This is a genomic window from Paracoccus sp. SCSIO 75233, assembly GCF_027912675.1.
Classification (GTDB): domain Bacteria; phylum Pseudomonadota; class Alphaproteobacteria; order Rhodobacterales; family Rhodobacteraceae; genus Paracoccus.
The window spans coordinates 2,975,852-2,990,053 of sequence record NZ_CP115757.1 but is presented as its reverse complement, the minus strand read 5'-3'; the positions used below and the strand labels follow the sequence as shown (position 1 = coordinate 2,990,053).

Genomic DNA, 14,202 nt, shown 5'->3' with positions numbered 1-14,202 from the left:
CCATGTTGAATCAGAAAACCAAGGGGGCAGATGCCCCGCAGGTCTCTCGTTCTGCGGGCTGCGCAGGCTGCGGCGGGTGCCAGAACGGCTATACAAAGGCCAATTTTCTGGACGACGCCGCAGGCGTCTTCCGGGCCGGTCTGGCCCGTTTGAAAGCCCTGCCTGACGGCGAACACGAGTTGCATCTGGCATCCGGCGAGGTGTTTCGCCTGACGCAGACCGCCATTTACCGCATCGGGTGAACCGGATTTGAAAGCAAGGCGCGGAGTGAGCGGGGGCGAAAGTGCCTTATATTGGGATCAACAGCCAACCAATCGGGTAAAGAGCATGACAATCAACAAGACCCAAACTGAACAGGACCCGCGCTGGCAAAACGTCGTGGACCGGGATGCGGCCGCGGATGGTAATTTTGTCTTTGCCGTCAAAACCACCGGCATCTATTGCCGCCCATCCTGTCCCTCGCGCCGGGCCAAGTCCGTCAATGTCGTCTTTTACGATGCGCCGAAGGACGCCGAGGCCGCAGGCTTCCGCCCCTGCATGCGGTGCAATCCCAAGGGGCAGTCGGCCGCACAGGCCAATACCGAAATCATCGCCGAGGCCTGTCGCATCATCGCGGCCTCGGACGAGATGCCCAAGCTGGACGATCTCGCCGCCAAGGTGGGCTTCAGCAGCCATTACTTTCACCGCCAGTTCAAGGCGATCACCGGGCTGACGCCACGCGAATGGGGCGCCGCGCATCGTGCGCAAAAGGTGCGCGCTGAACTGCAGGATAAGGAGAATACCGTGACCGAAGCGATTTACGACGCCGGGTTCAACGCGAACAGCCGGTTTTACGAGACCTCGAACAAGGTTCTGGGCATGACGCCCACGGCCTTCCGTCAGGGCGGCAAGGATACCGATATCCGCTTTGCCCTGGGCGAAAGCGCGCTTGGGGCGATCCTGGTGGCCGAAAGCGATAAGGGTATCTGCGCGATTGCCTTGGGGGATGATCCCGAAACCCTCGTCAACGAGTTGCAGGACCGCTTTCCGAAGGCCAATCTGATTGGTGGGGATGCGGCTTTCGAGGCTCGTGTCGCTCAGGTGGTGGGCTTTGTCGAAGCCCCGCAGATCGGGCTGGACCTGCCGCTGAACATTCGTGGCACCGCCTTCCAGCAGCGCGTCTGGCAGGCCCTTCGCGACATCCCGGTGGGTGAGACGGTCAGCTACACTGACATCGCCCGCAAGATCGGCGCACCCAAATCGGTCCGCGCCGTGGCGGGGGCCTGTGCGGCCAACAAGCTCGCCGTGGCCATCCCCTGCCACCGGGTCGTGCGCAACGATGGCGATCTTTCGGGTTATCGCTGGGGGATCGAACGCAAACGCGCCCTGCTGGAAAAGGAGTCCGCAGCATGAATGCCGTGAGCGATTTTATCCCCGCCGCGCCGGTCGTGAAATCGGCCGAGCAGCGCCTCGCGACCTATGACTGGTCGGCTTTTGCAGACGAAATGAACAATTTCGGCTGCGCGACGCTGAAAGGCATTCTGTCCCCGGAAGAGTGCCGCCGCCTTGCCGCACTTTACCCGCAGGAGCAGCATTTCCGCAGCCATATCCACATGGCGCGGCACGGTTTTGGTAAGGGTGAATACCGCTATTTCAAATATCCGCTGCCGGACCTGCTGGGCGGTTTGCGCACCGCGTTGTGGACGAAACTGGCCGAGGTCGCGAACAGCTGGAATGAGCGTATGGGGCTGGATCAGCGCTATCCCGAAGCTCATGCCGATTTCCTGCAGCAATGCCACGAGGCTGGGCAGAAACGCCCGACGCCGCTGCTGTTGCAATACGTTCCGGGCGACTTCAACTGCCTGCATCAGGATCTTTATGGCGATCTGGCCTTCCCGATCCAGGTGGCGTTCCTGCTGTCCGAACCTGGCCGCGACTTCACTGGCGGTGAGTTCGTGCTGACCGAACAGCGCCCCCGGATGCAAAGCCGGGCCGAGGTCGTTCCGTTGATGCAGGGCGACGCTGTCGCTTTCGCTGTCCACAACCGACCCGTGCAAGGCACGCGCGGAAGCTACCGCGTCAACCTGCGCCACGGCGTCAGCCGCGTCCGCAGCGGCCAGCGAAATACCGTCGGGATCATTTTTCACGACGCGAAGTGATCCAATGATAAACTGATGCCCGGCAACCGCGGTCCATTCATCGCAGGTGCCGGGCGTTTTAATTCTTGTCATGCGTGGCGTGCGAATTTGAAAGTAAGGCGCGGAGCGTCACAGACGAAGACACGGACTATGTTCAAGGCAACTGAAAAAGGAGCAGAGATCATGTCCGAACAAATCTCATACGCATGGGGCGAAAGTTCGCTTGGCGAATTTATCGTGGCCACATCGCCAACCGGTATCGTTGCTTTTGAATTCGCCGACAAGCGCGCAGCCGCTTTAGACACTCTTATGCAAAGGCTTCCCGGTGCGACCATGAAAGAAGATCAAGACGCACTGGCAGACCTGATCGAGACGCTGTCAAACGTGATTGATCACCCTCAGTCTGGTGCAGGTATCCCGCTCGACCCGCGAGGCTCAAACTATGAACGCCAAGTCTGGCAGATGCTGCGCGACATTCCCGCCGGTGAGACAACCAATTACGGCACCCTCGCCGCGAAACTCGGCAGGAAGGACGCCCGCGACGTCACCGCAGCCATCGCGGCGAACGGTATCGCCATCCTGATCCCCTGCCACCGCGTGATCAAGAAAGACGGTTCGACCTCGGGCTATCGGTGGGGATATCGGCGTAAGCGTGCGCTACTGGAACGGGAGAAGGCTGACGCAATACTCCATTTCGTCGTCCGCTGATTATCGGCGCTCACCGCGATTTAACTGGCCGTTCTAACTCGGCCAGAACGAACCCTACCGTATTGGGATGCCTTGAGACGAGCACCAATTCGGCGCACTACACCTCCGCCCAACAGATCGCCGATTGGGGCGCAATGCTAGCGCCCGGCGGCAGCCTGACCATTCGCACCTGCCAGCCTTCGACCCGTGTCAGGCGCCGCACCGCGCGCACCACCAACCCTCAACTCTGAAGACCGGCAGCAAGAATGTCCGACAGGACCACAAACCTGCGGCCGCCAAATCTGATGGCGGCGCAGGCGAAGAAATATGTCACCCAAAATGAGGCCCTGCGCCTGTTCGACGGGCTCCTTAACCTGCGACGTTTTGTTGAAACCGCCGGTCGCCACGCCGCATGCTGGAGGCATCCAGCAACCGCCCTCCTGATCGCCTCGAGCTTACTGACCGCCTGCGCAACGGGTGGTTCTGGTCCGGGCTGCGTAGTCTGTCCGCCTGTAGTGGCTTACGATCAGGCGGAACGGGACCCGGCGGCGGTGGAGTTGGAGGCGCTGCCGGAAGGTGCGGCCCTGGTCGGGATGATCGCGGACTGTGCCGTGCTGCGAGCGCGGGCGCGGGCGTGCGGCCCGAGCAGGTAGCCGCCGAGTCATCCTCGCAACAGCGCTCGTCAACAAACCTGGGGGCATCTAGCGTGACTGGGAAACGCCGTGTACAGATATAGATCAGGATCTATCGAGATCGGCAGAGGGCACGTATGGCATCCGCGCAGCAACTGATAGGCTTGGTCAAAAGCCATGCTGAAGGTAACGCTGATCGTTTTTACGATCTGGCGATGCAGTTGTCTGCGGCCGAGGAACAAAAAGGTCATACGCGCCTGGCCGAACAGCTTCGCCAATGGGCGGAGGCTGGCCAAAAAGCACCCGCAAAGCGCAAGCCAGAAATCACGCCGCTTGCGACTCCTCGTGGCGACCTAGGGCAATTTCTCGCCGCTTCCTATCCCTCCGAGCGTTTGGCGGATGTGATTCTGCCTCTTCAGATAGAAGAAGAACTGGCCCACATCGTTGTCGAAACCCGGCAGCGCGAAAAGCTTGAAGAAAAGGGTCTGAAGCCACGGCGCCGACTGCTTTTCTCTGGGCCTCCGGGAACTGGAAAAACTCTAAGTGCACATGCATTGGCAGGCGAACTCCAGTTTCCGCTGTTTTCAGTCATGCTGCACGGGTTGATCACCAAATTCATGGGCGAAACAGCTCAAAAGCTCAAGATGGTATTCGACGCAATCAAGACCACGCGCGGTGTCTATCTGTTCGACGAAATTGATGCACTGGCAGCAGCAAGAAGTAACGACAACGATGTTGGAGAAGCGCGCCGCGTACTGAATTCGTTCCTTCAGTTTATGGACGAAGACACAGGTCCGTCCATTGTTGTTGCCACGACTAACCTGCCTGGTATTCTGGACCGCGCCGTGCTGCGGCGCTTTGATCTCGTACTGCCCTATGAAATGCCTGATGCTGCGGCGATTCAACAAGCTCTTGAACGCCGCCTGATCGGTTTTTCGTTGAGCCGAATAGGCTGGAAACGGGTCACGGATCACGCCCGCAATCTCTCGACGGCGGACGTGGTCGCTGCAGCGGAGGACGCCGCACGCCGAGCAGTCCTCAGCGACACCAACAAGATTGCAACGAAAAATTTGATCGATGCTTTGCAGCGCCGCCGCGCGTTGCAGGGCTTGGGGACGGACGAGCATGCCAAGAAACCTGCGTCACTTTCATCTCAGGGACCTCGGGGCAAGTAAGCCATACCAATGGAAAGGTACGCCAGTCAGCAAGCGACCGAGCGATGTGCCGGATAGGGAGGCCCATGCTCAAATCTTGCTGCGCGCGCTTGACGCGCTTCCCGATATTAAATCCGACGGATTGCCAGGGTTGTATCTGGAGGTCTCCGGGCGTGCGGGCGAAAAACTGAAGCGAACAAGCCTCGACACCAAACACCTCAACCTGCTCAAATACGAGGAAGGCAAATATCGAGAGGACGGGCTGGATAAGGCGACCATTTTCGCGACAGAGAAAGGCGTCGAGGCCTTTCGCAAGAAAGTCGCCCAGTTTAAAACAGAGAACACCCCGGACCGCGAAAAAAATGGTCAGTTGATCCCAGGAAGGCCAAAGAACGCCGATCTTGTGCAGAGCTTGGCCGCTATCACCGAAGCAGGCTTACGCGCTTTATGGCGAAGCCCCTCCCACAAATTTCCAGCGGCCGGTGTCGACGTGCTCTGGGAAATCTGGCTCAATCCAGATGAAGTTGATCGATTTATTCAAGTTGCGCCAGAATACGGGCTCGAACCGGGAAGTGAATGGCTTAGATTTCCTGAAGACGTGGTGATCGTCGCGAACGGAACCCAAGATGCACTCGCGACCGCAGTTCGGAAAATCGGAGGGGTCCGAGCGCTCGCCGCACCAACGGTCACGGCAGATTTCTTTGAAGGTTTGCCTGTGAAGGAACAGGCTGCGTGGGTGGATGAGCTTGGCCAGCGAACCAGCTATCCACCAAACGCTGATCCTGGCTTCATTACTCTGCTGGATACCGGGGTCAGTCGCGCTCACCCCCTGATCCAGCCATCTTTGTCGTCTGATGATCGTCACGCTGCCGATCCGAGTTGGGCAGTAGAGGATATCAAAGGCCACGGAACCCAGATGGCCGGCCTTGCCCTCTTCGGCGACCTCACCACCAAACTTCAACAGATGGAGCCGGTCGAAATCCATCATCGGCTGGAATCGGTCAAACTGCTACCTGATGCGGGCGAAAACCCGCACCACCTTCTCGGGGCCGTTACCCGTGACGCGATCGATGCAGTTGAAGCACGTTGGTTAAGACGACGCATCTTTTCAATGCCAGCCACGACAAGCGAGGATACCCCGCATGACGGCGCGCCCACCTCTTGGTCGAGCGCCATCGACGAGCTCGCTGCGGGTGTCCTAGGTCAGCAAAAGGTCAGACGGTTGCTCCTCATTTCCGCAGGCAACACGGACAATTTCACCTTCGGTTCGGGCAATTACCTTGATCGATGCGATCACCCCGACAACGAAGTTGAAGCGCCCGCACAAGCCTGGAATGCAATGTGCGTTGGGGCCTATACCGAAAAAACAGCCCTTCCAGCTGGCGAAGGTACGGCAGCCCTCGCGCCGTTCGGTGATCTGTCGCCTGCCTCGCGCACTGCCTCGTGGTCGTCCTACTGGCCCTTGAAACCGGACGTGGTGCTTGAGGGTGGAAACTGGGCGACCGGCAACAGTCCTCCACCGATGCGGCATGGTTGGTTGTCCTTGCTGTCGACCGACCACCGGTATCCGCAGAGATCATTCTGCTTCACCTTTGACACCAGTGCAGCAACGGCCCTTGCTGCAAATCAAATTTCGACACTTTGGTCGGAATATCCCTTGCTCTGGCCGGAAACTGTACGTGGCCTTTATGTATCCTCCGCCAGATGGACATCGCAAATGCGTTCCCACTTACCCGCTGGCGCAAATCCGCCAAAGGGGAGCTTTGCCACCCTATTTCAGCGCTACGGCTATGGCGTGCCAGATCTTGATCGCGCAAGGCGAAGCGCCTCGAACGCATTAACGCTGATCGTCGAAGACACAATCACCCCCTATGCACTTTCTGGCAAAACCGGAAACGATGTTCATCATGAGCTGAAACTCTTCACCTTGCCTTGGCCAGTAGAAGAGCTGCGTAAGCTCGGCAACGCGAATGTCACGTTGCGCGTCACCCTGAGCACGTTCATTGCCCCTAACCCGTCAGAACCCTCTCGTGGCAATCGATACCGGTACGCGTCCCACAACCTGCGCTTCAAACTGAATCGTGCTGACGAAAGCGAAGCTCAGTTTCTCGCCAGGATCAGCAAGGCTGCCGAACAAACTGACGAACCAGAAAGCGACGAGCAGGATGGATGGGATTTTGGAAGCAATCGACGCGATGTCGGCTCCCTGCACATCGACCAATTGACTTGCAAGGCTTCGGATCTTGCCCGACGAAATCTTATAGCCGTGCATCCAGTGACCGGCTGGTGGAAAGCAAAGTCGCGGTTGCAGGATGCGCTGCCCACTGTTCGGTATTCTCTCGTAGTCGAAATAGATGCCGAAAAGCTGGAATGTGAGCTTCATGCGGAGGTCGCTGCTGTTATCCAAGCATTGACGGCAGTTGGAACGGTCATCGTAGTTTGAGCCTGCTGAATTGAAAGCAGGCTGCTAACCCCTTCGGGCGCACCATCTCCAAGCCGGACCACCTGTCCGTCCAGGAAGACCAGCGCGCCCACCTGTCATCTCGGATATCCAGTTTCGGGATATCCACTTGGTCGGCGATATGCTGGCCGACCCCGGTGGGCTCCGAACGGGTTCGCCGCCATCCCCACCCCGCACTCGATCCGGCCCACGGTCCGGCGTCTCCTGCGTTCCCCGCGCTTTCGGGTCCGGGTCCCCATCCTGACTTTCCCGATACCTGCGGCCTAGCCGTCGGCCACCTCCGGCACTGCGGGCTGAGCCAACCCCCGGGCCGACCGCCCCGAACGCCCGATCCGGATGCAAATTGGAACCTGCCGTTTTCATGTTTCCACTCAGGTTTAGCCGAGGAGGGAAAGGGTATGTGGGTGAAGATGGGCACAATTGTGCCGGAAATGGGCACAATTGTGCACCTGGCAGCAATTCCGGGGGAATACAGGGAAGCAATCGCCGCCGCACTGGTCGCAGACCTCGGTCCGACGCACCGGGCGATCAAGACCGCGATGCGCTGGACCGGTGCAAGCGAGCGGACCGTCAAATACTGGATGTCCGCGGAGCGAGGACCAAGCGGCGAGCATCTGATCGCATTGGCCCGGCATTCCGACGCAGTTTTCATCACCTTGCTGGCAATGGCCGGACGAATCGAGCGGGAACGTGATAGGTTGGATCCGGATGACAGGAGACGCTGATTCCGCCCGGATTTTCATGCTGCAAGGTCACGGTAACAAGGGCAACGCCTCAAATGCCTGATTGATCCTTGGGCGGCAATACGAACACTGCCGCTTCCGATCTCGGACCCATAACCCGGGTTGGAACACCCGGATCTGGCTCGTGACCTCGGTGGTGTCCCTTGATCAGAACGACCTTGCCGCTCCGGTAATGCCGCTCATGTTCGGCCACCCAATGACGGATCGGACCGTTCCGGCCGTTACGCGCCACGCGTTCAAATTCGAGGCGCGCGCGCTGTTCCTGCATGTGCGCCGCAGCTTGCGGGCCGATGCGTATGGTGTGATGGGACTTTCCAGCGCCAAGGATCCACGACTTCCCGAATTTGCGCGCGGTCTTCAGCTCCTTTGGTGAGAATGTGACAGCTTCTGTCGGAATCATCCCGCCCAGGTCCGGGGAAGTCAGCATCGCGAATAGCGCGTAGGGGATGAAGAGATCCGAGGCCGTATCGACCAACGAGATCTGGGAGCGACCGGAAATTTCTTCCTTCGCCATACCACGCTTGGACATCAAGTCGGCCATGTAGTTGTGCATCTGAGGCTGAAAGGAGTTAAGCCCACCTTGTTCAGGACGCTCGAATCGCAAGGTAAAAAACGGATCGACGACCCTCCCCCGCGAGTCGCAGCTGAACATCGTCACCGTCAGAGCATTCGTGTCCCGATCATCGATCAGATAGCCGCGCTTCCCCGAGCCCGATGGGTTTTCGTGGTGCTCTATTACAGGAGAGCCTCGCCTGACGCGCGCCGCGACCAATTCGCGATAATCGAACTCGGCCCATGCAACCTTTCCGGGAGGTTCGACTTCTCCCAAGAAGGTCAATGCAGCAACGTTCTCGTCTTCGGTTCTGTCCTGAATCGTGTCATGCAGGGTATCGGCATAGGCAGCCGCAGCGTGATCGAGCAAATAGACCTTTGCCTGCTGCAGCGCATCGATGGTATATTGACGAAAATTCAGCTGTTCGTCGGTTTTTCCGAGATGCCAAACCGGGTCATTGTGCGGCGCGGACTTGTTCGCCAACGACGCACCGTAGGTCGAAATCAAATCTCTGAAGAGCATAAGTGCAGGACTTTTCTAGGACGCTGCCTACCATCCTCGCTCGCGCAATGGGGTTCAAGAGCTTTCGGGAATATTGCGTCAGGAGAGGTGGTCACCCGACCATGCGAAGTCGAGCCGATACTGCCACGCGCCTTTTTCAAACGTTGACGTGGCGTTGATGTAAAGTGATGATTGGGATGTCTGACTGTTTCAGCCGCCATCCAAGTGTTTGATATTAGGGTATTTTTTGGTTGCGGGGGCAAGATTTGAACTTGCGACCTTCAGGTTATGAGGGTCACCGCTTCGGCAGATATAGTTGTTTGATTTCAGACTATTAGAGTATTTCCAGACACGCAATGTCGGTGACGTGCCGCACGGAGTAGCCGCAAGCCTTTGGTAGGAAACGGTAATCACCCCAGCAGCTTCGCCTCAACCATGGCCATCGCGTTCTGGTGGTCGGGCGAGGGGAAGAGGTGGCCGTAGCGCTCCATGGTCATCTGGATCGAGGAATGGCCGGCGAAGGTCATCACTTCCTTGATCGAAAAGCCCTGCTCGATCCACAGCGACACCGCGAAGTGGCGCAGGTCGTGCCAGCGCATGGTCACCTCGACGTCCCGGCAGAGCTTGCGAAACAGCTTCTGGATATTGGTGTGCTGCAGGATGCCGCCGCGCGGTGCGGGGAAGACGAGGCCCAGCTCACTCTTCGGGCAGCGCAGTTTCCAGCTGCGCAGGGCGTTCAGCACCATCGGCCCGGCCGGGATGTCGCGGAACCCGGCCCGCGATTTCGGATCGCCGATCTGGTTATAGGCGTCGGCGCGCTGGCGGATATGCAGGAAGCCGTTGTCAAAATCCACGTCCCGCCAGCGCAGGCCGCGCAGTTCCGAGGCACGCAGGCCGCCCAGGGCCGAGACGATCAGATGCGGCTTGAGACCCTCATCGGCCGCCCCGATCAGGGCGCGGATCGCCTCCTTTGACGGCACCGGGGCCTTGTGCTCGATCCGGCCGGACCTGATCACCCGCACGCCCTGCGCCGCATTGGTGAACAGTTTGCCGTTGTCGATGGCATGGTCGAGGACCAGCTTCAGCACCGACAGCGCACGCCGGGTCAGATGTTCGGATCGGCCATTCAGAAGCAGGCGGTCGCGGAACTCATTGACATGACGGCGACTCAGCTGAGCGATCAGCTTGTCCCCGATGCCGATCCCGGGCGCGGTGATGTGCAGCCGCACATAATCGCTGTAGCCGCGCAGGGTAGATCGCTCCATCCGCCGCCCGGTCTGGCAGCGCAACGCGCAATGGTCCAGCCAAGCCTTCGCTGCTTCGGCCACGGTCGTGCTTTCACTGTCGGCGAGATAAGTGTTGTTGGCGACCAGCGAGCGGACTTTGACCAGATAGACATCGGCGTCCTTGCGGCGCGGGAACATCCTGGACCGGCGTTTGCCCGCCTGGTCGGTGAAGTCCACCTGCCAGCGGACCAGGCCCGAGGGCAGCGTGCGTTTGCGGATCGTGGCCATGGTTATCCTCCGTGATCGTAAGAAACGGGAGCAGTTGTCAAAGCCCGTTAATGGCGATATGAACTGTCTCATACGCACCTGCAACGGATTGTTGCATATGTAAAGCCCTGGTTATGAACGGAGCCCTCGACAATGACTGCCAGCGAACGGAACGGAGCGGAAGCGACCGAACCGGTCTTGCATGGCGACGCGGAAGCGGTCGCGGCATCGGGAATGCCCCTGCCCAGCCTGCGTGTCCTGCAAGCGGCCGGCGCCATTCAGGCACGGAAGACGCCCAAGCAGCATGGCGGCTTCAAGCGGATGTGGCGCGAGGACGACGTGCTGGTGGCCTCGATCGGTGCCGCGATCAGCGAGCATTTTGCCTGGAACATCCGGATCGTGGCCGAGGTGATGTCCACGACGCGATCCGGCACATGGACCGCACTGACAGCCTCGATTGCAGATACCATCTCGCCGGAGGCAGGGCCGCTGATCCGATCTGCGGAGGACGACTGGCACCTCGATCTGATCAACCGGAAATTCCTGTTTCTGCGGGTGCCGCCTATCGTTTCCTTGCTGTTCCCGGACGCGCCGCCCGGAGAGACCGCCCTGATCCTCGGCTATGCGGCATCCAAGGACAGGTTCCAGATGCTGCCGTGGCTGGTTGGCCGTCCGGAGGGCCGCGCCAGGCTCTCGAAGCTCACGACACCTGCGCAAGCGACGACCGCCGAGCGCATCTACAAGCTGGCCATGGCAAGCCGTGCCAACGCGCTGAGCACCGCCAGCATCAACATCAGCATGCAGGTTCGCGCCACATGGCGCCGCCTCCACGGACTTGACGCCCACTTCCTGCAGGACGCCCTGCGATAAACTGGAGACCCAACCATGATCAGACATCCCGGTTCCGTCGGGAACATGCAGCAGATCGCGACCGAGGTGACGCTCGGCGATGATCTGCTCCGCGGCGCGGACGAGATCGCGAAGTTCATGTTTGGCGACGTGAAGCACCGCCGCAAGGTCTACTACCTGACCGGCGAGGCCCCGAGGGGCATGCCCCACTTCAAGATGGGTTCGGTGATCTGCGCCCGCAAAAGCACGCTGCTGAACTGGATCGCGCAGCAGGAGCGTTCCACCCCGGGTGAGTGACGACAACCGCAGATGAGCTGGACTCCGCGATCCGGTCGCGGGCTTCCTCTTCCATCAGATACATAGCGCCGGCACCCCATGACCCTGCAGGACAATCCGCTCGACTTCAATGACCTGCCGCCCGTGCGTGACGATCATGCGTCCCGGCGCATCTCGGTGGCCCGGCTGGCGGAACTGCTGAACGACCGGATTGCCGATCTTGCCGTGGAACTGCTTGGCACGCCGAACCGCGCCCGGTCCAGCCCGCAGCAGTTGCGCTTTGGCAGCAAGGGCAGCATCGCCGTGGAAATTGCGGGCAAGCAAGCCGGGCGCTGGTATGACCACGAGGCGGGTATCGGCGGTGCCGGGCTGGAACTGATCCGTCACCGTTTGGGGCTGGACGACAAGGCTGCGCGGGACTGGGCGCGGCACTAGCTCGGCGACACGGAAATGCCATCTTCATGGGCTGCCAAACCAGCCAAGGCCCCTGCATCTGGCCGGGCCCGCACCGTGAATCTGTCGGACGCCGAACGCATCGCCAAGGTTGCCGGGATCATGCGTCAGACCGAAGGTCCGGACGGAACACCGGTCCACGCCTATCTGCAGGGGCGCGGGATCACCATTCAGCTTCCCGACTGCATCCGCTTTCGCCGGAACGCCTATGGCCGGTATGGCGCGATGGTCGCGCTGGCCACCGATGCGGCTGGAGACGTGCTGGCCATCCAGCAGGTCTATCTGACAGCCAATGGCAGGAAGGCCCCGGTCGATCCGGTCAAGCGCACCAACAAGGCCGTCGACGGCTGGGCCGAGCGTGCCGCCGTGCGCCTGCCGGGACGCGAACCGCTGGTGCTTTGCGAGGGTGTCGAAACCGCGCTGTCGGTCTGGCAGGCGACCGGTCAGGAGGTCTGGGCCTGTCTCGGCATCTCGAACATCGCCCGGGCACCGGTTCCCGAACAGGCCAGGGTGATCATCGCCCGCGATGGCGACGCGCCCGGCAGCAAAGCCGAGGGCCAGATCCTGCGCAGCGCCAATACGCTTTCCGCACGCGGTCTCACGGTGCTCATGGCCACCCCGCCCGAGGGCGAGGACTTCAACGACATGCTGCTGCGCGACGGCGAAGACGCGATCCGCAATCGTATCGCGGCCGCTGAACCCTTTCGCGCCGACCGAACCGACACCCGCCGCAAGGCGCTCTGTATCGGGTCAGACGTCGAGATCGCCGGGCGCGTCCGCGAGGATCTGAGCGCCCGTCACGGGCAGATTGTTTATGCCGAGGGTGCATTCTGGCGCTATGGCAGCACCGACTGGGAGGCTATCGACGACAATCTGATCCGGCTGCCGGTCCATGCCTATGACGGCGCGGCTTTCGTGACGGCGGCAGGCGGACCCTCACGCGTCAAGCTGAACAGATCCCGTGTGGACTCGGTGCTGAATGAATGCGCCGCACTCTGCGCCGAGCCGGACTTCTTCGATAACCCACCCATCGGCATCAACTGCGCCTCGGGCTTCATCCGCTTCGATGCCGATGGAACCGCCCATCTCGACGCCCATCACCGCGATCACCGCTGCCGCCATACCCTTCCCGGTCACTGGCACCCCGGTATGGCTGCCATCCCGCCCGAAGCCTCCCTGCTGCACCGTCTGTTGACCGGCAGCTTCAAAGGCGACCCCGAGGCGCAAGCCAAATGCGACCTTCTGGCCGAAATCTGCGGATCCGCCGCGCTCGGCCATGCCACCCGTCTCTTGCAGCCCCGCGCCGTCGTGTTGCACGGCAAGACAGCAGAGAACGGCAAGAGCCAGATCCTCGAACTCGCCCGCGGTCTCCTGCCCGCCAGCGCCATCTGCTGCGTGCCGGCCGCGAAGATGGGAGATGAACACCACCGCACCGGGCTGGTCGGCAAGCTGCTGAACGCATCAGACGAGTTGTCGCCGGAAGCCATCGCCTCCGACACCTTCAAGTCCGTCGTGACCGGCGAGCCCATCGAGGCGCGCGATGTCTACAAGAGCCGGGTCGAGTTCCGCTCGGTCGCGCAGAATCTTTTTGCGGCAAACCAGTTGCCCGGCTTCAAGGGCGGCGTGGATCGGGGCATACAGCGCCGTCTGGCGGTGATCCCCTTTAACCGCACCATCCCCGTTGAGGAGCGCATCGCGGATATCGGCAAGCGCATCGCCGCGGAGGAGGCCGACCTGCTGCTGGCATGGGCGGTCCAGGGCGCGGCCCGGCTGATCCGCCAGCGCAACTTCTCCATCCCCGCAAGCTGCCGCCGGGCGCTGACCGACTGGGTGCTGGGCGAAGACCTGGTGCTGGCCTGGATCGACGCCTGTGTGAAGGTCGTGCCCATCAGGAACGGCGGCCCGCTGCTCGCCACCCGCGATGCGTATCTCGACTTCAAGGCCTGGGCACAGGCCGAAGGCTTCCGGCCCGAGAAGATCCCCGCGATCAACGGCTTCGTCCAGCGCGTGCGGGCGCAGGTTCCCGACATCGACGATAAGCGAAAAAGCGACGGACGGTACTTCATCGGCATGAAAGTGACGCAGGAATGACGCAGGAGTGACGGGTATTTCCAGCTAACCCATTGATAGTGTTGAGATGACGCAGTTCGTTCCAACCTTTTCATATTGGAGGAGAAATCCAAACAACCCTGAAAACAAACTATCCCCCCTTATATAAAGAACTGCCCGGGCAACTGCGTCATCTCAACACTATCAATGACTTACGAGATATCACCCGTCACT

At 60.5% G+C, this 14,202-nt stretch carries 14 protein-coding genes; 12 read left to right on the top strand and 2 right to left on the bottom strand.

Annotated features, from left to right (window positions below; genetic code table 11):
* Positions 1-2 precede the first annotated feature (2 nt).
* From PAF12_RS14510 to PAF12_RS14475, 8 genes are all read left to right on the top strand, one after another.
* A complete protein-coding gene (locus PAF12_RS14510) occupies positions 3-242 on the top strand; it encodes a hypothetical protein (protein WP_271107708.1) in 240 nt (79 codons plus the stop codon).
* Between the two features lie 85 nt (positions 243-327).
* Complete coding sequence (gene ada / locus PAF12_RS14505; RefSeq protein ID WP_271107707.1) at positions 328-1,392, top strand: bifunctional DNA-binding transcriptional regulator/O6-methylguanine-DNA methyltransferase Ada; 1,065 nt, start codon at positions 328-330, stop codon at positions 1,390-1,392.
* The gene (locus tag PAF12_RS14500) at positions 1,389-2,138 is read left to right on the top strand and encodes a 2OG-Fe(II) oxygenase (protein WP_271107706.1); all 750 of its coding nucleotides are present in this window, start codon (positions 1,389-1,391) and stop codon (positions 2,136-2,138) included. Before ada ends, PAF12_RS14500 begins: the two co-directional genes overlap by 4 nt.
* Before the next feature lie 162 nt (positions 2,139-2,300).
* Positions 2,301-2,825, top strand: coding sequence for a methylated-DNA--[protein]-cysteine S-methyltransferase (locus PAF12_RS14495; protein WP_271107705.1), 525 nt, complete (start codon positions 2,301-2,303; stop codon positions 2,823-2,825).
* Between the two features lie 245 nt (positions 2,826-3,070).
* Positions 3,071-3,457 carry a hypothetical protein gene (locus PAF12_RS14490; RefSeq protein ID WP_271107704.1) on the top strand — a complete coding sequence of 129 codons (387 nt, stop codon included), beginning with the start codon at positions 3,071-3,073 and terminating at the stop codon, positions 3,455-3,457.
* A 116-nt stretch (positions 3,458-3,573) separates the two neighbouring features.
* Entirely contained in the window at positions 3,574-4,611 is a 1,038-nt protein-coding gene (locus PAF12_RS14485) for an AAA family ATPase (protein WP_090525505.1), read from the top strand.
* Between the two features lie 76 nt (positions 4,612-4,687).
* Positions 4,688-7,033, top strand: a complete 2,346-nt coding sequence (locus PAF12_RS14480) for a S8 family peptidase (protein WP_271107703.1) — start codon at positions 4,688-4,690, stop codon at positions 7,031-7,033.
* A 416-nt stretch (positions 7,034-7,449) separates the two neighbouring features.
* Positions 7,450-7,776 carry an XRE family transcriptional regulator gene (locus PAF12_RS14475; protein ID WP_271107702.1) on the top strand — a complete coding sequence of 109 codons (327 nt, stop codon included), beginning with the start codon at positions 7,450-7,452 and terminating at the stop codon, positions 7,774-7,776.
* Positions 7,777-7,825: 49 nt separating this feature from the next.
* On the opposite strand, the gene PAF12_RS14470 is transcribed toward PAF12_RS14475, so the two are convergent.
* Positions 7,826-8,830 (bottom strand): hypothetical protein, encoded by a 1,005-nt coding sequence (locus PAF12_RS14470; protein WP_271107701.1) that lies wholly within the window; start codon positions 8,828-8,830, stop codon positions 7,826-7,828.
* 428 nt (positions 8,831-9,258) lie between these two features.
* Positions 9,259-10,362, bottom strand: a complete 1,104-nt coding sequence (locus PAF12_RS14465) for a site-specific integrase (RefSeq protein WP_271107700.1) — start codon at positions 10,360-10,362, stop codon at positions 9,259-9,261.
* Positions 10,363-10,494: 132 nt separating this feature from the next.
* Here PAF12_RS14465 and PAF12_RS14460 point away from each other — a divergent pair, with 132 nt between their 5' ends.
* From PAF12_RS14460 to PAF12_RS14445, 4 genes are all read left to right on the top strand, one after another.
* Positions 10,495-11,211: a hypothetical protein gene (locus PAF12_RS14460; RefSeq protein WP_271107699.1), complete on the top strand. Its 717-nt coding sequence runs from the start codon at positions 10,495-10,497 to the stop codon at positions 11,209-11,211.
* Between the two features lie 15 nt (positions 11,212-11,226).
* Entirely contained in the window at positions 11,227-11,487 is a 261-nt protein-coding gene (locus PAF12_RS14455) for a hypothetical protein (protein WP_271107698.1), read from the top strand.
* Positions 11,488-11,565: 78 nt separating this feature from the next.
* Positions 11,566-11,901, top strand: a complete 336-nt coding sequence (locus PAF12_RS14450) for a hypothetical protein (protein WP_271107697.1) — start codon at positions 11,566-11,568, stop codon at positions 11,899-11,901.
* A 75-nt stretch (positions 11,902-11,976) separates the two neighbouring features.
* Positions 11,977-14,010 (top strand): toprim domain-containing protein, encoded by a 2,034-nt coding sequence (locus PAF12_RS14445; RefSeq protein WP_271107696.1) that lies wholly within the window; start codon positions 11,977-11,979, stop codon positions 14,008-14,010.
* Positions 14,011-14,202 lie beyond the last annotated feature (192 nt).

Bases quoted from the DNA above. Each gene is read 5' to 3' on its own strand.
- PAF12_RS14495 (WP_271107705.1), top strand. From the start codon at position 2,301: ATGTCCGAACAAATCTCATACGCATGGGGCGAAAGTTCGCTTGGCGAA.
- PAF12_RS14465 (WP_271107700.1), bottom strand. From the start codon at position 10,362: ATGGCCACGATCCGCAAACGCACGCTGCCCTCGGGCCTGGTCCGCTGG.
- PAF12_RS14500 (WP_271107706.1), top strand. From the start codon at position 1,389: ATGAATGCCGTGAGCGATTTTATCCCCGCCGCGCCGGTCGTGAAATCG.
- PAF12_RS14475 (WP_271107702.1), top strand. From the start codon at position 7,450: ATGTGGGTGAAGATGGGCACAATTGTGCCGGAAATGGGCACAATTGTG.
- PAF12_RS14485 (WP_090525505.1), top strand. From the start codon at position 3,574: ATGGCATCCGCGCAGCAACTGATAGGCTTGGTCAAAAGCCATGCTGAA.
- PAF12_RS14510 (WP_271107708.1), top strand. From the start codon at position 3: ATGTTGAATCAGAAAACCAAGGGGGCAGATGCCCCGCAGGTCTCTCGT.
- PAF12_RS14450 (WP_271107697.1), top strand. From the start codon at position 11,566: ATGACCCTGCAGGACAATCCGCTCGACTTCAATGACCTGCCGCCCGTG.
- ada (WP_271107707.1), top strand. From the start codon at position 328: ATGACAATCAACAAGACCCAAACTGAACAGGACCCGCGCTGGCAAAAC.
- PAF12_RS14460 (WP_271107699.1), top strand. From the start codon at position 10,495: ATGACTGCCAGCGAACGGAACGGAGCGGAAGCGACCGAACCGGTCTTG.
- PAF12_RS14455 (WP_271107698.1), top strand. From the start codon at position 11,227: ATGATCAGACATCCCGGTTCCGTCGGGAACATGCAGCAGATCGCGACC.
- PAF12_RS14490 (WP_271107704.1), top strand. From the start codon at position 3,071: ATGTCCGACAGGACCACAAACCTGCGGCCGCCAAATCTGATGGCGGCG.